This window comes from Marinagarivorans cellulosilyticus, from assembly GCF_021655555.1.
GTDB lineage: Bacteria > Pseudomonadota > Gammaproteobacteria > Pseudomonadales > Cellvibrionaceae > Marinagarivorans > Marinagarivorans cellulosilyticus.
Window position 1 is genome coordinate 1,250,001 of the sequence record NZ_AP023086.1, and the last position, 19,508, is coordinate 1,269,508.

Genomic DNA, 19,508 nt, shown 5'->3' on the forward strand with positions numbered 1-19,508 from the left:
AGGGGAGTGAAATAGAACCTGAAACCGTGTGCGTACAAGCAGTAGGAGCTCTTCGGAGTGACTGCGTACCTTTTGTATAATGGGTCAGCGACTTAATGTATGTGGCTAGGTTAACCGATTAGGGGAGCCGTAGAGAAATCGAGTCTTAATAGGGCGTCGAGTCGCATGCATTAGACCCGAAACCCGGCGATCTATCCATGGGCAGGTTGAAGGTTGAGTAACATCAACTGGAGGACCGAACCCACTTATGTTGAAAAATGAGGGGATGACTTGTGGATCGGAGTGAAAGGCTAATCAAGCCGGGAGATAGCTGGTTCTCCCCGAAAGCTATTTAGGTAGCGCGTCGTATCTTACCCTCGGGGGTAGAGCACTGTTTGGGCTAGGGGGTCATCCCGACTTACCAACCCCATGCAAACTCCGAATACCGAGGAGTACAATTACGGCAGACAGACAGCGGGTGCTAACGTCCGTTGTCAAGAGGGCAACAACCCAGACCGCCAGCTAAGGTCCCAAATACCAGTTAAGTGGGAAACGATGTGGGAAGGCTTAGACAGCTAGGAGGTTGGCTTAGAAGCAGCCATCCTTTAAAGAAAGCGTAATAGCTCACTAGTCGAGTCGGCCTGCGCGGAAGATTTATCGGGGCTAAAACTGGTAACCGAAGCTGCGGATGCACTTAGTGCATGGTAGGGGAGCGTTCTGTAAGCGGTTGAAGTCGAGCTGAGAGGCTCGGTGGACGTATCAGAAGTGCGAATGCTGACATGAGTAACGATAATGGGAGTGAAAAACTCCCACGCCGGAAGATCAAGGTTTCCTGTCCAACGTTAATCGGGACAGGGTTAGTCGGCCCCTAAGGCGAGGCAGAAATGCGTAGTCGATGGAAAACGGGCTAATATTCCCGTACCATTTATTGCTGCGATGGAGAGACGGAGAAGGCTAGGTCAGCGTGGCGTTGGTTGTCCACGTTTAAGGTTGTAGGCTGGGGGATTAGGCAAATCCGGTCCCCTAAGGCTGAGAGCTGATGACGAAGGTTTGCTTTGCAAACCGAAGTGATTGATGCCCTGCTTCCAAGAAAATCTTCTAAGCTTCAGGCAATAAAGACCGTACTCCAAACCGACACAGGTGATCAGGTAGAGAATACCAAGGCGCTTGAGAGAACTTGGGTGAAGGAACTAGGCAAAATGGTACCGTAACTTCGGGAGAAGGTACGCCGGCTTTGGTGATGGGACTTGCTCCCTAAGCTGAGGCTGGTCGAAGTGACCAGGTGGCTGCGACTGTTTATTAAAAACATAGCACTGTGCAAACACGTAAGTGGACGTATACGGTGTGACGCCTGCCCGGTGCCGGAAGGTTAATTGATGGGGTTAGCACTTGTGCGAAGCTCTTGATCGAAGCCCCGGTAAACGGCGGCCGTAACTATAACGGTCCTAAGGTAGCGAAATTCCTTGTCGGGTAAGTTCCGACCTGCACGAATGGCGTAACGATGGCCACGCTGTCTCCACCCAAGACTCAGTGAAATTGAAATTGCGGTTAAGATGCCGTATACCCGCGGCTAGACGGAAAGACCCCGTGAACCTTTACTATAGCTTTGCACTGAACTTTGAGCCTACTTGTGTAGGATAGCTGGGAGGCTTTGAAACCGTGACGCTAGTTGCGGTGGAGCCACACTTGAAATACCAGCCTGGTATGTTTGAGGTTCTAACCTAGGCCCCTTATCGGGGTTGGGGACAGTGCATGGTGGGTAGTTTGACTGGGGCGGTCTCCTCCCAAAGAGTAACGGAGGAGCACGAAGGTTGGCTAATCATGGTCGGACATCATGAGGTTAGTGTAATGGCACAAGCCAGCTTGACTGCGAGACGTACATGTCGAGCAGGTACGAAAGTAGGTCATAGTGATCCGGTGGTTCTGTATGGAAGGGCCATCGCTCAACGGATAAAAGGTACTCCGGGGATAACAGGCTGATTCCTCCCAAGAGTTCATATCGACGGGGGAGTTTGGCACCTCGATGTCGGCTCATCACATCCTGGGGCTGAAGCCGGTCCCAAGGGTATGGCTGTTCGCCATTTAAAGTGGTACGCGAGCTGGGTTTAGAACGTCGTGAGACAGTTCGGTCCCTATCTGCCGTGGGCGTTGGAAATTTGAGAAGAGCTGCTCCTAGTACGAGAGGACCGGAGTGGACGAACCCCTGGTGTTCGGGTTGTGTCGCCAGACGCATTGCCCGGTAGCTACGTTCGGACGGGATAACCGCTGAAAGCATCTAAGCGGGAAGCCTCCTTCAAGATTAGATTTCCCTGGGGTTTAACCCCCTGAAGGGCCGTTGAAGACTACGACGTTGATAGGCTGGGTGTGGAAGCGTTGTAAGGCGTTGAGCTAACCAGTACTAATTGCCCGTGAGGCTTGACCATATAACAGAAGTGATTGTGTTGACTGAGAAAGATAAAGTCATAATGCAACACCGGATAGAGTGTAAGAGATAAACAAACTATCTAAGATATTACAGCGTAAAATACAAAACAGCGTATTCTACAAACCTACAAACTTCGCAATTCGTCGACTTATTCGGTGCGGAAGGGCATAAGCTTAGCTAAACGTTAAACTTACTAAGACCTAACCAAACCAAACAGTTTTCCTGACAACAATAGAGCATTGGAACCACCTGATCCCATACCGAACTCAGTAGTGAAACGATGTATCGCCGATGGTAGTGTGGCGTTTCGCCATGTGAGAGTAGGTCATTGTCAGGTTTTATTCCGAAAAACCCCTTAATCTTACGATTAAGGGGTTTTTTTTATGGCTAATGCTTTCACGCCGGCTGGACTGAGCAGGGCGGATTTAACTTCGTGATGAAAAGTCGTTGGCCGGCTGCACGGAAAGACGTTATCGATCTAAAAAGGCAGAAGGCTTTTGTGTTGCTGCGGCCTTAAGAATAGCGACTGCTATAAAATTTGAATAGATAACTAAGAGAAATTTAATTGCTATCTCGTTAACATCTTTGATGCACCTGGGCTTCGATTATTAGTTATTCGATGATTCGTTTGCCCTTTCTTTACCTTTTAAATATTTATTTTAAAATTAATTTCCAATAAATAGTGTCAGAGTCAGGGTGAGCGACTCGTCCCAATATTTGTTTTCCTTGTAGGTGTAAATCGTCCCGACAGACCTTGAATTCCGTGGCTTTGAGGCGGTTGTTACGTGCATTAAAAAAGAGTGTCAGAGTCAAAGCTGTACATTTTTTAGACGTATAAAAAAGGTGTCAGAGTGGGCAAAAAAAGGGTGCCAGTGTCGGTTGATTAAAAGGTGTCAGAGTGGGTAATAAAGTGAAAATTAGGGGGTTTTCATCCGTAAATGGCTCTGTTTAAATGGCCTCCAGTTGCTGATGAGCAGCACAACAAAACCTTTAACAAACAACATTCATTATCTGGAAAGAGGAATTCAATCATGGCTATTTACATGAACTACAACGAGAACACTCCTGCTGGCAACGTAACCGCACAAGGTTTCGAAGGCTGGATTGAAGTGGACAGCTTCAACTTCGGTGTAGGCCGTGCCATCACCATGGAAGCCGGTGCAATGTCTAACCGTGAAGCGACTCGCCCAAGCTTGAGCGAAGTCACTATCACTAAATCATTAGATGCAGCTTCTGGTGGCTTGTTTAAGCAATCTGTAACCGGTGATACGGGTGTGACTGTTAAGTTCCACGTTGTTCAAACGGGCGCAACGGCGGTTGAAACTTTCGCTATCATCACGTTGGAAGAGTGCATCATCTCTTCTTACAACATCTCTGCAGCTGCCGGTTCAGCACCTCAAGAAACCATTTCTTTGAGCTTTGCTAAAATCGAAGCTGACTTGCGTCACGCTGACAAAACCAACATCAACAGCGATCTTGGTTTGTCTGGCTACGACCTTACTACTGCAACACCTATCTAAGTTGGGTGATGCGATGGCGGCCTGAGCGTTTCTCGGGCGCCATCTTGCTAGTCAGTTCTCCTCACACGGATGTGGTCTTCTGTGAGGGATCCACACTGAATAGCCCTTATTTAAAAAGAGTGATTCATGCAGGATGCATGAGTGGCGTGCAACAAACAGGGAACGCTAGGATAGCGATAAACAACAGGCTGTTGTGATAAGGAATACACGAACCACGGTAGGTTCACGGAATAGACTGGGATGTTTTTACGAGAGGAACGTGTTGAATGATTCAACACACAGGATATGTATAGCCTAAGGGATGGGCACCAGGGGTGGAGTTTATTGTTAGGGAAAACGCACGGAGATTCATGGGATACTGAATTTCTGCAGGGAAGATTGATAAGCGTAGGATGTTGTTTATCAGTAACCTTATCAGGGAGGGTATGTGGATGAAAGCTGCAGTCGCCTCGATCACCTTGGGCCGAGTATTCGTTATATAGCGGGTGCGTCGGCCCATTTAATTTGTGCCTTTGAATTGCGCAATGTCAGAGGCTAAGTTTTCACACTTCTTATTGTTGGTTTGTCATGTCTCAGCTTAGCCAGAATAGTCGTTTAGTTCGGATAAAAACGCCTTTAGCGACCGATACCTTTATTGTTTCTGCCTTAGATGGCGAAGAGCGTATTTCCGGTAATTTTCAATACGACCTGGGTTTGCTCTCCAATAACCACACCGTCGCCCATACCGACTTGCTTGGCAAAGCTGTCACGCTGAGTATTTATACCGAGGGTGAAGAAAAGTGCCGCTACATTCACGGTTATGTGAATGGCTTACGCATGTTAGATGTGAACGACGACGGCTTGCGCGGTTACCATATGAGCGTGGTACCGGGTTTATGGTTTGCAAGCCTTAATTCCAATAACCGTATCTTCCAAGATAAAAGCGCAAAAGATATTATCGACGAAGTGCTGGGGCATTATTCCAGCGTTTTAAAATTCGATTTCTCATTAAACGGCAAACCGCTTACGCGTGAATATTGCGTACAGTTTGATGAAACCGATTATGAATTTGTTCACCGTTTACTCGCCGAAGAAGGCATTAGTTATTATTTTAAGCACCAAGACGGTGAGCATAAACTGATTTTTGTGGATGACGCGCAAGGCTTTTTTGATTGCGATGTTGATGCCTTAGATTACGACGGTGGCGGCAGTCAGCCCACCCAAAACAGCGTGCACCGGTGGGAGCGTAGCTACAGCTTCCACACCAACGCCGTCGAAACCACCGATTACAACGAATTCGCCACGACCAACCAATATAAAAGTAAGGTCAATACCACCAGTGACTTAAACGGCGCATCGCCTTATACCATGCGTCATTTCGGTATTTATCGCTTTCAAACCGACGGCGACTCAAAGCACGCCTTTGACAGCGGCGACAACACCGCCCGCGCAACCAGTATTATCGAAGCCGAAGAAGGGCAATTCGATTTAGCCAATGGCACCAGCGATTGTGGCCAGTTAGCCGCCGGCGGACGCTTTACCATAGAGCATCCACTGGAAAGCGAGCAGGGTACCTATACCATTACCCGCATGACCGTGACGGCGCGCGAAGGCAATGGTCGCGATACCTTTTTTGAAAATGATTTTGAGTGTGTACCCTCAACCAAGCTTGTGCGTCCATTATGGCGGCGTGCGCCTAAAACCATCGATGCGCCACAAGTCGCCACTGTCGAAGAAGTAAAGGCCACCGAATCCGATAGCTCGTCTGATGTGTACACCCAGCTAAAAGTAAAATTCCCATGGCACAGTGAACAAAGTTCCTGCTGGGTACGCGTTGCGCAAGCATTTGCGGGTAAAAACTGGGGGGCTAACTTTGTGCCGCGTATTGGCCAAGAAGTGATAGTCACCTATATCAATGGCGACCCTTGCCGGCCCATTATTACGGGCGCGGTGTATAACGGTACCAACGAAGGCCCCAATTACACCGCCACCCAAAGCGGCTGGAAAACCCAATACGATAGCAGCCAAATTAATGAATTCCGCTTTGATGATAAACCCGATTCCGAAGAGGTATACATGGAAGCGGGTAAAGACCATAACTGGGTGGTGCATAACGACCAAACCGGTTTGGTGGAAAATGATCAAACCTTAGAAGTCCTGCAAAACCGCACCATCACCGTCACCGAAGGCGACGAAAGCATCACGGTCAAAAAAGGCAATCGCACAGTCGCAGTAGATGAAGGCGACTACGACACGACTGTAGGTAAAGGTGACCACTCCACGACAGTGAGTAAAGGCGACCAGAAAAATACTATAGCGAAAGGCGATAAAATCACTACCGTCAGCAAAGGGGATCAAAAGGCCACGATCAGCAAAGGCGATGATATTCTCGGCATTAATATGGGCGATCGCAAAGTCACCTTAGGTAAGGGTGATCACGTGGTTAAAGCCAATGTAGGTAAATACACGGTCAATGCGAAAGGCGGTGTTAAAGTGGAATCGTTGGCTTCAATAGAATTTAAGTGTGGTTCAAGTAGCATCAAAATGACGCCGGCAGGCATCACCATCAAAGGCATGATGCTAACGTGTAAAGGCGATGCAATGGCCGAAGTTAAGGCTGGTGGTATGTTAACGCTGAAAGGCGGTATAACAATGATTAACTAATTGTTGTAAAAATAGAAAACAGAAAACAGAAAACAGAAAAATATTTTTCGACGATTAAAACCCTTAATAAAAAGGGTTTAATGCAAGAGTTAACACCATGAATGATTTTGTGAAAATCGCAGTCCCTGTCGCGGGCGATTTACTTCAGCATATGGATTTGAGTGAAGACGAGGCCGAGCAACATATTGATGCCACTCAGCATCCTGCCACAGTCGTCGAGCAATTAATGAAAGCGGGATTCAATTTAGATGCCGTGCGCCTGCTGGCGCATGCCTTGCCCAAGCGCGAGGCCGTTTGGTGGTCGTGCTTAGCGGTACGGCAAAACCCCATCGAAGAAAACTCGCTAGAAGCGCAAGCTATTGCGGCCACCGAAGCCTGGGTGCGCACGCCGACAGAAGAGCTGCGCTTGCTGTGCCGCGAGTTAGCCGAAAAACTCAAACACAAAACACCGGCAAGTTGGGCTGCTATGGCGGCCGCTTGGTCGACAGGCAGCTTAGCGCCGCAAGATGATCCTGAAGTGGCACCGCCAGAATACCTTTATGCCCATGCTGTTGGCGGCGCGGTCAATTTAGCGGCTGTCGAAGGCGATGCCGAGCAAGCTAAAAATCGCTACCCGACGTATTTTGCGCAAGGCTTCGACTTAGCGCGCGGTGGCAGTGGTCAAGTACAACCGCTTGTTAATTAACACAACGAACCTACGCTGAGGAACACCCATGGGAAAGCCCGCATCACGCATTACCGACATGCACGTATGCCCGCTCAGTTCGGGGCCAGTCCCGCATGTGGGCGGCCCCATCGTCTCGCCGGGCGGCCCGACGGTATTAATTGGTAAATTGCCCTCTGCCACACTTGGCAGTACTTGCGTTTGCGTTGGGCCACCCGATGTGGTGGTGATGGGTAGCACCACAGTGATGATCTGTAAAAAGCCCGCTGCGCGTATGGGCGATAGCACCGCGCATGGCGGCAAAATTGTGGTCGGCTGCCCTACTGTATTGATTGGGGGGTAATTGGTCAGCTGGGAATGTGGTTACTGTGCTGTAATGCTTCGTTGTTCTAGAGCGCGTAACCGTTCGGCTATGGTGGGCCAGTGTTTGAGCCAACAACAGTTATGGTCGCTGTCGATTAGATTCAGCTCCGCAAGAGGGTCGTTGCTGAGGGCTTGTTTTATGAGTGTTGGCGGAATATTGCGATCATTTTCGCCAGCATAGTGCCACCGAAATACCGTGCTAGATAGCGGTAATTGTCTACTGGGGTTTGATGACTCCTTCAGTGGAAGGAAGTTGTGATGCTTGGTCCAAGCGTCAGGGTCTATGTTGCCGGCTAGGGTGACAATACCCGCTATGTCCTTGCGTTTTTGTGCAATAAGCATGGCTAAAGTGCCGCCCCCGCTGTGGCCAATCAATACTAAGGGCTTGTGCCCATACTGTTGCTGAATTTGGTTTAGCGCGTCATTTAATACTTCGGCCACTTGTTGGTTGTAGCGGGCGCTGGTCCACCAGTAGGGTTCACAGGGGGCTGGTGGTACTGATGTAAACCCGTAGCATGGGCGCTCTAGGTATACGCTATCTTGCGGTGTTGCCATCATAAGTTTAAGCGTAAGTTTTTGTCGGCTAGTGGGGTTGCTGCTTTGAATGTATCCGCGCTTCCAGGGGCGGCCATCGCCTTCTAGGTAAATATATCGCCAGCCAGGGGCTTGGTTAGTGTATTGGCTGTACGTAAAAAGCGGCGGAAAATTGTCGACAGCGAATTGCTCGATAGCGCAATGATCACACTTTAGCGTGCTACACCCTGTTATAACGCAAAAGTGAAATGTCATGCAGAACCAATAGCGCGCAGAGGTTAGAAGCTTCATAGTATTCGTGTGAATATAAAGACGTAAGTATCCTAACAGATAAATGAGTGATCGAAGGGGATGCGACCATTGTGTTTTTAGGTTAAAGTTCGGCCCCGTAAATACGCATTAGTGTTTGGATGTCGGCTTTGGCGTTGTATTTAGAACGTGCCTAATAGCTGACGGTTATCATTAATCGTATCTCACCGTGATTATCAATACACATCACTGTTTTAGCCAAAGGAGAGTCATGCGTTATGCCTAGGTTACCCCGCTTACAGATAGCGGATATCCCTCAGCATATTGTCCAGGTAGGGCACAACGGTTTATCGTGTTTTTTCGATGATGAAGATTATGAGTTTTATTTACAGAGCTTAAAGTCTGCCGCCGAGCAATATAACGTGAATGTTCACGCTTATGTTTTGCTACCCAATATGATACAAATTGTCGCAACACCCAAGATGGCTAATGGCGTTTCGTCATTAATGCAGTCCTTGGGGCGCCGCTATGTTCAATATGTAAACCACCGTTATAAGCGCTCGGGTACGCTTTGGGATGGGCGCTATAAGTCTAGCTTGATTGACAGTGCTTCCTATTTGCTGAGCTGTTATCGTTACGTCGAGCTCAAGCCCATGTACAAAGGGTTATGCGACTCCCTGAATGACTATCCGTGGTCGAGTTTTCGCCATCATGCGGGCCTAGAGCATAGCCCGCTTATAATCGATCACCGCCTTTATGATGCCTTAGGTGAAACGCGAGTTGAGCGTTGCCAAGAGTATCGACGCTTATTTCGTTATGATTTTGATCAACGTTTATCTCAATATATTGCCGAAACGATTAAGCTTGGGCATGTGTTAGGTGGTGATGCGTTTAAAGATAAAATCGAGCAAGTTGCGAACCAGCGTGTAAGACCGCTTAAGCGGGGGCGACCGCGCAAAGATGCGGAAGAGCTAAATGATGACATGGCTGATGACGCGGCTAAGACCGAGCCTGTTATTACCGACCCAAATATGCCAGTAATAAAACCAACACTGGCAGCTTCTGCGCAATGGCCTTTAAAAAGCTAGTATCGACTCAGGCAATGAGCTTCATTGCCTGATATTCACGCTTTGCTATAACCCCTTTCGTAACTCCGCTATAATGCCCCGTTGTTTTGACTTCTAATTTTTAACCGTGCGTAGCTATTGTGTACGCATTAGGGTGAGCGAGTGAGCTATCAGGTATTGGCCCGGAAGTGGCGGCCGCGTATTTTTCGTGAAATGGTTGGGCAAGAGCACGTCTTAAAGGCGCTCATTAATGCGCTTGATCATAATCGTTTGCATCACGCTTATTTGTTTACCGGGACGCGCGGTGTCGGTAAAACGACTATTGCACGGATTCTGGCAAAGTGCCTTAACTGTGAAACAGGCGTAAGCTCCGAGCCTTGTGGCCAGTGCCCGTCTTGTATGGAGATCGCCGAGGGGCGCTTTGTCGACCTTATTGAAGTCGATGCAGCCTCGCGTACACGGGTTGAAGACACCCGCGAGCTACTCGACAACGTTCAGTACGCGCCAACGCGTGGTCGCTATAAGATCTACCTGATCGATGAGGTGCACATGCTGTCTACGCACAGCTTTAATGCACTGCTTAAAACTTTAGAAGAGCCGCCCGAGCACGTTAAATTCTTGCTGGCAACAACAGACCCGCAAAAATTGCCGGTAACGATATTGTCGCGTTGTTTACAGTTTAATTTAAAAAACATGTCGCCCGAGCGCATAGTGGATCACTTGCAATTCGTTTTAGGCGAAGAGGTTATTCCTTGTGAAGATGCTGCCTTGTGGCAGCTGGCGCGTTCGGCGGACGGCAGTATGCGGGATGCGCTTAGCCTAACCGACCAAGCTATTGCGTTTGGTGGTGGCAAGGTGTCCGATGCTGATGTCATTGCCATGCTTGGCACCATCGACCATAAGTTAATCGAAAAACTTGTACGTGCGCTCATTCATGGTAGCGGACCAGAGGTATTAACCGCTGTCGCTGAGTTTTCTGAGCACGCCCCAGATTACTATGGCGCACTGGGTGAGTTAATTACTTTTTTGCACCGCCTTGCAATTGCGCAGGCCATGCCGGAAGCGCTGGACAATAGCTACGGCGATCGCCAAACCATTTTAGAATTGTGCCAATTGTTACCGCCCGAAGATGTACAGCTTTTTTACCAGACAGCTTTAATCGGGCGCAGAGATTTACATTTATCGCCAGATCCGCGTTCGGGTTTAGAGATGACACTGCTGCGCATGTTAGCGTTTAAGCCACAAGGCGTGGCCGATGTGCCTACGCAAACGCTTGCGCGCACTGCCGCTCAGACAGAGGCGCCGGCTGCAGCGGTACCCCATGAACCCGCACCGCCAGAAGCGACCCCTGCTCAAGATATACCGCCAGCGGTTTTACCTTCAGCGGCTCCAGAGCCTCGTCAGCAAGTCGTCGAGCGGCAACCTGTCACAGCACCGCCGGTTGAGGCCACTCCCCCGTGGGAGAACCAACAGGCGCCCGCTCCAACGGCACAACCCAACACGTTAAAAGCCAACGCGGTAACAGAAAGTCCAGAGGTCGCCGATACCGCAAAAAAGTCCCTTGAGGCGCTATTGAATGCGCCTGAATTATCGGGATTAAAACCAGCCTCGCAAATTGCTTCGCCGCCGCCTAAACCCGCTGAGTCACAAGTTGTGCCGGTTCAGGCTCCTGCCGAGGCACCTCGAGACCCTCTAAGCGTTAAGCCCGAGCACTGGCTTTCGGTGTACCATAGTTTGGGAGTGAAAGGGGTTTTGCAAAGCACTGTGGCTAACTGTGCTTTAGTGAATTGCGAAGACGGGCACTTTTTCTTTTGTTTAGATCAAAACAAAGGCGCATTGTTTGATGATTCGCATAAGCAGCGCTTTAATGATTTGCTCAACGATTATTTTCAGACTCCGGTTAAGGTCCATATCGAGCTGGCTGCAATCACGTCAGATATGATCACGCCGGCTATTGATGCTGAAAATAGACGCCAGCAAGCGCTGGCCGAAGCAATTAATAAAATGCAGCGCGAGCCCTTTGTGCAAGATTTACAGGCCCATTTTAGTGCCGTGCTGGATGTAGAGTCAGTTAAGGTGCACTAGCTCGCTAGTGTTTTTAATGAACCCCTTCAATTAAAGGTGTAGCCACTATGAATGGTCTTGGTGACATGATGAAACAACTGCAGGGAATGCAGTCGCAAATGCAAGAAAACATGGAAAAAATGCAGGAAGAACTCAGCAGGCTTGAGATTAACGGTAGCGCCGGCGCTGGCTTGGTTACTGTCACTATGAATGGGCGCCATGATGTGAAAAGTGTGAGTATTGATCAGTCGTTAATGACTGAGGATAAAGAAATGCTAGAAGACCTGTTAGCGGCTGCGGTGAACGATTGTGTACGAAAAGTCGAAGCCGAAAACAAAAGCCGGATGGGGAACTTAGCGGGCGGTATGCAAATGCCCCCGGGTTTCAAAATGCCTTTTTAATGTGCGACATGTTTTGTTACTCGGAGTTTTTTGGTGTATAGCCCTTTAATTAGTCAGCTGATTGAATCTTTACGGGTGTTGCCTGGTGTAGGGCCGAAGTCTGCTCAGCGCATGGCTTTGCAGTTGCTAGAGCGAAATCAATCGGGTGCTTTGCGCTTGGCTGGTGCTTTAACGCAGGCTTGCGAAAAGGTTGGGCGTTGCGAAAGCTGTCGCACATTGACCGAAGAGACCGTGTGCAGCCTTTGTAAAAGTACGCGTCGCGATGCCAGCTTGCTATGCATAGTTGAGATGCCTGCCGATGTTTTTGCTTTAGAGCAATCGGGCACTTTCTCGGGTAAGTATTTTGTCCTTATGGGTAAGCTTTCACCGCTAGATGGTATTGGCCCCAAAGAGTTGGGTTTAGAGCAATTAGCGCATCGCTTTGCCGTTGGCGAAATTGACGAAGTGATTATAGCGACCAACCCAACAATGGAAGGCGAGGCCACAGCACATTACATTGCTGAAATGGCGAAACAACACAAACTGAAAGTATCACGTATTGCCCACGGGGTTCCTTTGGGTGGTGAACTCGAGTTTATTGATGGCGGAACTTTGGCGCACGCCTTAGCTAGCCGAAGAGAAATTTAATGGATGATGTACCTGTAAGTCCTGGCTCATTATTGCGCCAGAGCATTATTTTTATTAATGATGATGAAACCTTAGCCAATTATTGCAGCACTTGGTTGCAATGCCGTTTGTTGGCCGTTGATACCGAGTTTATGCGGGTTGATACCTATTACCCAATCGCGGCGTTAATTCAGGTTAATGATGGCAATGCCAACTATCTGATCGACCCTTTGGATATTACCGATTGGCAACCTTTGGCTAGTGTTTTAGCTTCTGATGACGTTATTAAAGCTTTTCACGCCTGCTCAGAAGACCTCGATGTTTTTAATACGCTACTTGGTGTATTACCCAATAAATTGTTTGATACCCAAGCTGCAGCGGCTTTGCTAGGTATTGGTGCTAGCGTAGGTTATGCAAATTTAGTCAATGAGTGTTTACAGGTAGAACTGCCAAAAGGCGAAACGCGATCCAATTGGCTAGCTAGGCCATTAAGTGATGCGCAAAATTTATACGCGGCACTGGATGTAGATTATTTATTTGAACTCACCGTGCTGCTTGAGCAGCGCTTGGCGGCTAAAGAGCGGCAAGCATGGGTGTATGAAGAAAGCCAAGCGATTATTGATAATTATATTGCGAATGCAGACCCGTCTAGTGGGTTCTATAAATCCAATAATACATGGCGCTTGAACGCACAAGACCTTATCGTGGCAAAGCAGCTATTCGATTGGCGCGAAATTACCGCGCGAGAGCGCAATATACCGCGTACCCGCATTTTAAAGGATGCTCAGCTCTTTGAAGTTATTCAACGAAAACCGAATGCGCTTGCTCAGTTAAAAGCTTTGGGTTTTCACGATAGTGCCATTCGAAAGTTTGGCAAAGCCATTTTGAGCTTACTTGACCCTGCCGAAAATTCATCGGCTGTTGAATTAAAAGCTTCGCAAAAACCACTGACTAAGGCTCAGCGCGAGCGCGTAAAAGGGTTAAAGGAAACTGTAAATTCTATTGCCGAGCAATATGGTATCGCACCTGAAATTCTTGCCCGTAAAGCGGATTATCAAATGGTGGCAAGAACTACTCCGGCTGATAGCCGAGATGTGGATGCCTTGCTCACTTGCCTGCAAGGGTGGCGAAAACAATTCTTTGAAAGTATATCTCTATGACGCAAAAAATAATTTGTGATATTTACCGTAGTGCGAAGAAAGACGGCCTGTATTTATATGTGCCTAAATTGAAAGGTTTAGCCGATGTGCCAGAAGCGCTGCTTGATATGTTTGGCCAACCGCAACTGGCTTTTTCGATGGTGCTAACACCGCAGAAGCAGTTGGTAAAAGAAGACATTACTAAAGTGCTGGCGGCGTTGAATGAAAAAGGCTACTTTTTACAGTTACCACCTGTGAATGAGGATGATTATATGCAGGCGGTTAACCAGCACAATAGTAAGCTTGCGAAGTGACCCAGCCTAACACTGAATCCAAATTTTGGTGGCGCCAAGGCTTAGATGCCTTAAACAGCGACCAATGGGAACAGCTATGTGATGGTTGCGGTTTGTGTTGCTTACACAAGCTCGAAGACGAAGAAACCGGTGAATATCACTACACAAGTTTGGCGTGCGATTTGTTAAATACGACGTCTTGTGAGTGTGGCGATTATGAAAACCGTACTGAGCGGGTGCCTGAGTGTCTTAAATTAACCCAGCAGAATTATCATCAAGCCCTACCTTGGCTGCCAAATAGCTGTGCTTACAAGCGTGTAGCGCAAGGCCTAGATCTGCCACGCTGGCATCACCTTCGGGCGGGGGGAAAAGCGCTAATGCATAAACACGGTTTATCTGTAAGTGGCAAAGTACAGCATGCTGCAGGTATTGATGAAGATGATTACCAAGAGTATGTCTTGCAGTGGGTCGATGGGGAATAAATATGAATAATGATATTGTTGAATTGCAGCAGCGGCTGGCCTTTCAGGAAGACGCTATTGCAAAGCTGAGCGATCATATCGCTCTACAAGATCGTGATTTATTAGAGGCCAAGCAGCATATACAGATATTACGCGAGAAGTTTTTAGAGTTATCTGATGAGTTTGAACAGATAGCGCCGGCTAATGGCAACGAGCGTCCACCGCATTATTAATGGGTTTTTAATTATGTTTACAGCATCGGAACATTTACATGGTTGGTTAGTTTATGGCGGCGGCGCTGTACTGGGCCTTTTGTGCTGGTGGTATTTATTGATCAAACTTCCTGTTAAGCCTATTCGGTCACTATTATTTGGCGCTATGGTTGGGGCTTTATGCATGCCTTGGCCCACTGAGGATGGTGGCCAGTTTTTTGCGCCGGCCTGGCTTATTGCTGGTAGTGATGGTCTGTTTGATGGCGCGGATGCTTTTTGGCGCGCAGGTACGCCTTTGTTAATGGCTATTGCTGGCGCTGCAATGGTTGCGTTAATCATTCAAATTGCTTTTTCTATAAAGGCTGATTCTCAGCAAAAAGCGAGCGCAACGGTCAAGCGTGCTCGTGAGCGTAGTGATAAACAACGTGCCGGTGCTAGCACGGTTTAAGAGTACGCAGCCCTACACCAAGAATCTCTCCCCTGCTAAGGGGAGGACCCCCCATGAAATTTCAATCCATTACTCTACGTGACGCAAGACCTGCTATAACTAAAAGGTAGCCGGTAAAAGGAATTCCTTTTAACTGTTAATAAGTCACTGTGGGGATGGATGTGCATCATCGTTACCAAGTAACACGTGGTTCTATACGTTTGCTCGCGAAGCTATTACGGCAATGCTTGGTGTTGCCGCGCTTGCTGTTGTGGTTATTGCTAGGTTTTCTATTAGTGCCTACCTCGAGCTGGGCGGGTGAAGCCGATGTGCGCTTAGTTATTGATATCTCTGGCAGCATGAAACGCAACGACCCGCAAAACCTTCGTCAGCCGGCGGTTAATTTATTGATGGAGCTGTTACCCGACGGTAGTCATGCTGGCGTATGGACCTTTGGTAAAGAGGTAAATATGTTAGTGCCATTTGGTGAGGTGGATAGCCAGTGGCGCGAGATGGCCACTCAAAAAGCGGGAGAGATTAATTCGGTAGGGCTTTATACCAACATTGGGGGCGCGCTAGAAAAGGCGACGGCCGTTACCCCTACATCGCAAGGCAAGGCGCATATCATACTGCTTACTGACGGCATGGTTGATATTGATAAAGACCCACTTGTTAACCAAAAGGAATGGCGCAGGATTGTGGATAAAATCCTACCGTTGGTAAAAGACCAAGGGTTTAGCATTCATACCATTGCCTTGTCTGATCATGCTGATACAGAATTAATGAAAAAACTGTCTAGGGCGACGGACGGCCATTCTGGTACAGCTAAAACAGCAGATGAGCTGATGCCGGAGTTCCTAAAGGCGTTCGATGCAGCGGCACCATCTCAGCAGCTGCCATTATTGGGAAACCGCTTTGTTGTTGACTCCTCTGTCGAGGAGTTTACCGCGTTAATGTTCAGGGGTAACCCAGCAGAGTCGATAGCTTTAATTGGCCCAGATAATGAGCCTGTCCATCATGGAGATTTAAGTGCAGATGTAAGCTGGCACCATACAGACGGCTACGATTTAGTCACTGTAACGCGGCCCTTGGAGGGGGAGTGGCAGGTCTCCGGTAAGTTAGCTGCCGGTAGTCGTATTACCGTGGTTAGTGATCTTAATTTACGGGTAAAGCCGTTACCTATTAACGCCCCTGTTGGAAGTGTGCTGGAATTACAGCTGGCGCTTCAGGAAGACAATAAAATAATTACACGTAAAGACTTTTTAAATATTTTATCAATACAGGCAAAGTCAACATATTCAGGCTCTATCGATCCATCGTGGATGCACAATATGGATACCAATTCGCCTCCTTCTAACGGTGTCTTTTCCGCTTCAATGGATGGTTTTAAAAAGCCCGGCGAGTATTTGATTAAAGTGGAGCTTGATGGAAAAAGCTTTCAGCGGGGGTTTTCTCATCAGTTGCTTATTAGTATGCCTTTCGAGGCTGAGCTGAAGAAAGGGTATAACGATAATAGTCAGCGCGAGTACCGCGTTATCATTCGTAAGAATGCAGAGCATATTCAGCCCAATAATACCCAGATGGCACTGTCACTACTAACGCCCGACCGGCGTAAGCACGTATACCCGCTTGAAATTAACGAAAAAGACACGTGGGAATACGCCATCTTACCGCAGCAAGAGGGCCAGTATCAGCTGCAGGTTAAGGTGACGGGAGTGGATGATCGGGGCGAGGTATTTGAGTACACGTTAAACGACCTCGATTTTAAGAATACCCCTGGAGATGATTTTGCCTCCATGCTTGGTGAGCCAGAAGTGGCTACTCCAAAAGAAGATGTCGCTTCAAGCGTTGCGTCTTCAGTTTCTGCGTCCTCAGCTCCTGCGGAGCCATCGCCTGAAGAGGAAGTAGCTGTTGCTGAAGAAAGTTCTGAGCTTTTGTTTTATATCGGTTTGGGGGTGGGCAATTTATTGCTGCTAGGTATTGGTATCTTTGCGTTTCGTAAAATCCTCGGTGCGACATCAGAAAGCCCAGAAAACGCGACCGATGAGCAGCCTGAGCCGGCGGTTGCAGAGGAAGATACCAGTGCAGAGGAAGAACCCGAGATAGACCCTGGGACCATGGAAATGGAAGAGATTGACGATGAAATTCCACCAATGGAGGACCTAGAGCCCGATATGGATTTCGAGGAGGACGATATCGAGGAGCCGGAAGTGCAAAGCGAGGCCATGCCCGAGACAGAGGACCTCCAGGTTGAGGAGCCGAGGGAACCTGAGGTAGAGCGTATCGACGAAGATTTTGATTTCGACCTTTCTGCTTTGGACTCTGAAGCCGGGGATGATGATACCTTTGCTGTTTCTCCTCAGGCTGAACAGAGTGAACCACAAGAGCCTGAGATAGAAGACGAGCTTCCCTCCGATACCGTTACTGAGCCCGAAATAGAGGCCGCGGAGGAGGAACCCGAAGAGGAGCCTGAAGAGGAGGATATGGCTCAAGCGATGCTTAAGGCACAGGGGCTGGATTTGGCGGAGGACGAGCTTGATGATGCCATCTCAAACCTTATCGACGAGTTAGATGACGACGCTGAGGAACCCACTAAAAAGCCAGATTCTAATATGGCTGGTGAGATAAACCTTGATGATTTCGACTTCGATGACGACGATGACAAATAAGTGATTGGTATTCCCGTTTTGTGTATTGGCGCACCTTTTTTGGGTGTTGTGCTTTTCGATGTAAAGCGGTTGCGTATACTAGCGGCCCAAATTAGTGCGTGCCTTGTTGGTTGTACTAGCTCTTCGACACATTTACCTGGAAATACGACAGCGAATGGTGCAGCTTGTTATTTATGCAATTCACTGCACAGCGATGCTTGCCTTAATCGCTATTGCCGTTATGCAGGTAAGGCACCTTAGTTTACGCTTGTCTTTGGCCCAATTAGCGGCGCTGTTACGTTTAGATATTGCCTACAGTTGGTCTGCGTTAATTACTTTAATATCAGGTTTTATCATCTGGCTTACTGGCTCAGAGCTTCCGGGAAACCTTCTTTCCCAACCGTTATTTCTCGCAAAGCTCATACTGTTCGCCGGTGTAGCATTGGTTTCTACATACCCTTCAATGACTTTTCTTAAGCTTAAGAATGGCGCGTTAATGTCCCGCATGAGTATTTCTCCGGCTGTTATTTTTGTGGTTAAGCTGGAGGTCGCAATGCTTTCGGTTTTGATGTTACTGGCGCTGGCGCCGCGTATTCTCTGACGTGCGCAATTTTAGGTCGGATTCTTTCGCGTTAAGCGTTACAATTTTACTTCACTTTTTTGATGCACCTATACAGTTGCCCTAAGGCTCATCGCTTTGCTGCTTTCTGACGTAGTAACTGTCTCTACTATTTAAGGTTAATAATCCATGCTGGAAGAAGCGAAAAAAGTACGCGAAGCATTGCTTCGTCGCGGTTTGGAAACCCCCATGGGGGATAGCCCTCTTTCAAGTGCAGAAAAACAAGAAAAGCTGCAGGCGCTGTTTTCTGAAGTGGCAACGACATTGGGCCTAGATCTTACCGATGATAGCTTGTGCGAAACGCCTCGGCGTATTGCAAAAATGTATGTCCAAGAAATTTTTAGCGGCCTAGATTATGAGAACTTCCCGAAGTTAACGGTCATCGACAACAAAATGGGCACTGATGAAATGGTAATGGTGAGCGATATAGGCTTAACCAGTACCTGTGAGCATCACTTTGTGACCATTGATGGCTTTGCTCGCGTTGCCTATTTGCCAGCGGGCAAGATTGTAGGGCTCTCGAAGATTAACCGGTTAGTACGGTTTTTTGCTCAACGCCCACAGGTGCAAGAGCGCTTAACGCAGCAGCTGTTAGTGGCCCTCCAGACGTTGCTAGAAACAGATAACGTTGCGGTTACTATCGATGCCACACACTTCTGTGTAAAGGCGCGCGGCGTTATGGATGCCAGCTCCAGTACCCGAACTACTGCATTAGGCGGCTCTTTTAAAAGTAATGCCACAACGCGTGCAGAATTTTTAGCGTCTTAAGGAGTCATTATGCAAATTCCAGCCATAATACGAATCAAAAATTTGCGCTTACGGACCTATATTGGCATCAAAGAAGAAGAAATTAATAACCGCCAAGACGTGATCATTAATGCAGTGATTCACTGCCAAGCACAAGCTGCAGTAGAAAGTAACATTATAGAAGATGCACTTAATTACCGAACTATATGTAAAGCGATTATTAAGCGTGTTGAAGACCAGCGTTTCGCTTTGTTGGAGCGTATGACTTACGAAATACTTGAGCTAGTGATGGCTCACCCCGATGTTCTTAAAGGTGAGGTCGAGGTCGATAAGGTGGGCGCTTTACGCTATTCAGATTCCGTATCTATGGCTTTAGGCGGCGCTCGCACTGAGCGCGGTGGTCCTTGGGAAGCTGGATTTTAACTTAAACAGCCGAGGAAACTCCGG

At 48.1% G+C, this 19,508-nt stretch carries 18 protein-coding genes and 2 rRNA genes (1 of these 20 only partly in view); 19 read left to right on the plus strand and 1 reads right to left on the minus strand.

Annotation, left to right across the window (positions count from 1 at the left end; genetic code table 11):
* The 6 genes from MARGE09_RS05000 to MARGE09_RS05025 form a co-directional block, all read left to right on the plus strand.
* Positions 1-2,402 (plus strand): 23S ribosomal RNA (locus MARGE09_RS05000) (it extends 471 nt beyond the left edge of the window).
* Between the two features lie 223 nt (positions 2,403-2,625).
* Positions 2,626-2,741, plus strand: a 5S ribosomal RNA gene (gene rrf / locus MARGE09_RS05005).
* A gap of 601 nt (positions 2,742-3,342) precedes the next feature.
* Positions 3,343-3,924 (plus strand): Hcp family type VI secretion system effector, encoded by a 582-nt coding sequence (locus MARGE09_RS05010; RefSeq protein ID WP_236986251.1) that lies wholly within the window; start codon positions 3,343-3,345, stop codon positions 3,922-3,924.
* 567 nt (positions 3,925-4,491) lie between these two features.
* Entirely contained in the window at positions 4,492-6,567 is a 2,076-nt protein-coding gene (locus MARGE09_RS05015) for a type VI secretion system Vgr family protein (protein WP_236986252.1), read from the plus strand.
* A 97-nt stretch (positions 6,568-6,664) separates the two neighbouring features.
* Entirely contained in the window at positions 6,665-7,252 is a 588-nt protein-coding gene (locus tag MARGE09_RS05020; RefSeq protein WP_236986253.1) for a DUF6931 family protein, read from the plus strand.
* Between the two features lie 28 nt (positions 7,253-7,280).
* Positions 7,281-7,574, plus strand: a complete 294-nt coding sequence (locus tag MARGE09_RS05025) for a PAAR domain-containing protein (protein ID WP_236986254.1) — start codon at positions 7,281-7,283, stop codon at positions 7,572-7,574.
* Between the two features lie 20 nt (positions 7,575-7,594).
* On the opposite strand, the gene MARGE09_RS05030 is transcribed toward MARGE09_RS05025, so the two are convergent.
* Positions 7,595-8,419, minus strand: coding sequence for an alpha/beta hydrolase (locus MARGE09_RS05030; RefSeq protein ID WP_236986255.1), 825 nt, complete (start codon positions 8,417-8,419; stop codon positions 7,595-7,597).
* A 236-nt stretch (positions 8,420-8,655) separates the two neighbouring features.
* On the opposite strand from MARGE09_RS05030, the gene MARGE09_RS05035 reads away from it, so the two are divergent.
* From MARGE09_RS05035 to folX, 13 genes are all read left to right on the plus strand, one after another.
* Complete coding sequence (locus MARGE09_RS05035) at positions 8,656-9,465, plus strand: transposase (RefSeq protein WP_236986256.1); 810 nt, start codon at positions 8,656-8,658, stop codon at positions 9,463-9,465.
* A gap of 141 nt (positions 9,466-9,606) precedes the next feature.
* Positions 9,607-11,529 (plus strand): DNA polymerase III subunit gamma/tau, encoded by a 1,923-nt coding sequence (gene dnaX / locus MARGE09_RS05040; protein WP_236986257.1) that lies wholly within the window; start codon positions 9,607-9,609, stop codon positions 11,527-11,529.
* A gap of 47 nt (positions 11,530-11,576) precedes the next feature.
* A complete protein-coding gene (locus MARGE09_RS05045) occupies positions 11,577-11,909 on the plus strand; it encodes a YbaB/EbfC family nucleoid-associated protein (protein WP_236986258.1) in 333 nt (110 codons plus the stop codon).
* A 33-nt stretch (positions 11,910-11,942) separates the two neighbouring features.
* Entirely contained in the window at positions 11,943-12,536 is a 594-nt protein-coding gene (gene recR / locus MARGE09_RS05050; protein WP_236986259.1) for a recombination mediator RecR, read from the plus strand.
* Positions 12,536-13,675 carry a ribonuclease D gene (rnd, locus tag MARGE09_RS05055; protein ID WP_236986260.1) on the plus strand — a complete coding sequence of 380 codons (1,140 nt, stop codon included), beginning with the start codon at positions 12,536-12,538 and terminating at the stop codon, positions 13,673-13,675. Before recR ends, rnd begins: the two co-directional genes overlap by 1 nt.
* Positions 13,672-13,968: a YcgL domain-containing protein gene (locus MARGE09_RS05060; protein ID WP_236986261.1), complete on the plus strand. Its 297-nt coding sequence runs from the start codon at positions 13,672-13,674 to the stop codon at positions 13,966-13,968. Before rnd ends, MARGE09_RS05060 begins: the two co-directional genes overlap by 4 nt.
* Positions 13,965-14,429 carry a YcgN family cysteine cluster protein gene (locus MARGE09_RS05065; protein ID WP_236986262.1) on the plus strand — a complete coding sequence of 155 codons (465 nt, stop codon included), beginning with the start codon at positions 13,965-13,967 and terminating at the stop codon, positions 14,427-14,429. Before MARGE09_RS05060 ends, MARGE09_RS05065 begins: the two co-directional genes overlap by 4 nt.
* A 2-nt stretch (positions 14,430-14,431) precedes the next feature.
* The gene (locus MARGE09_RS05070) at positions 14,432-14,641 is read left to right on the plus strand and encodes a SlyX family protein (RefSeq protein ID WP_236986263.1); all 210 of its coding nucleotides are present in this window, start codon (positions 14,432-14,434) and stop codon (positions 14,639-14,641) included.
* Positions 14,642-14,654: 13 nt separating this feature from the next.
* A complete protein-coding gene (locus MARGE09_RS05075; RefSeq protein WP_236986264.1) occupies positions 14,655-15,068 on the plus strand; it encodes a hypothetical protein in 414 nt (137 codons plus the stop codon).
* 161 nt (positions 15,069-15,229) lie between these two features.
* Entirely contained in the window at positions 15,230-17,716 is a 2,487-nt protein-coding gene (locus MARGE09_RS05080; RefSeq protein WP_236986265.1) for a VWA domain-containing protein, read from the plus strand.
* Between the two features lie 154 nt (positions 17,717-17,870).
* On the plus strand, positions 17,871-18,296 hold the full coding sequence (locus tag MARGE09_RS05085; RefSeq protein WP_236986266.1) for a DUF2214 family protein: 426 nt from the start codon (positions 17,871-17,873) through the stop codon (positions 18,294-18,296).
* A gap of 147 nt (positions 18,297-18,443) precedes the next feature.
* The gene (gene folE / locus MARGE09_RS05090) at positions 18,444-19,082 is read left to right on the plus strand and encodes a GTP cyclohydrolase I FolE (RefSeq protein WP_236986267.1); all 639 of its coding nucleotides are present in this window, start codon (positions 18,444-18,446) and stop codon (positions 19,080-19,082) included.
* Positions 19,083-19,091: 9 nt separating this feature from the next.
* Complete coding sequence (gene folX, locus MARGE09_RS05095) at positions 19,092-19,484, plus strand: dihydroneopterin triphosphate 2'-epimerase (protein WP_236986268.1); 393 nt, start codon at positions 19,092-19,094, stop codon at positions 19,482-19,484.
* Positions 19,485-19,508 lie beyond the last annotated feature (24 nt).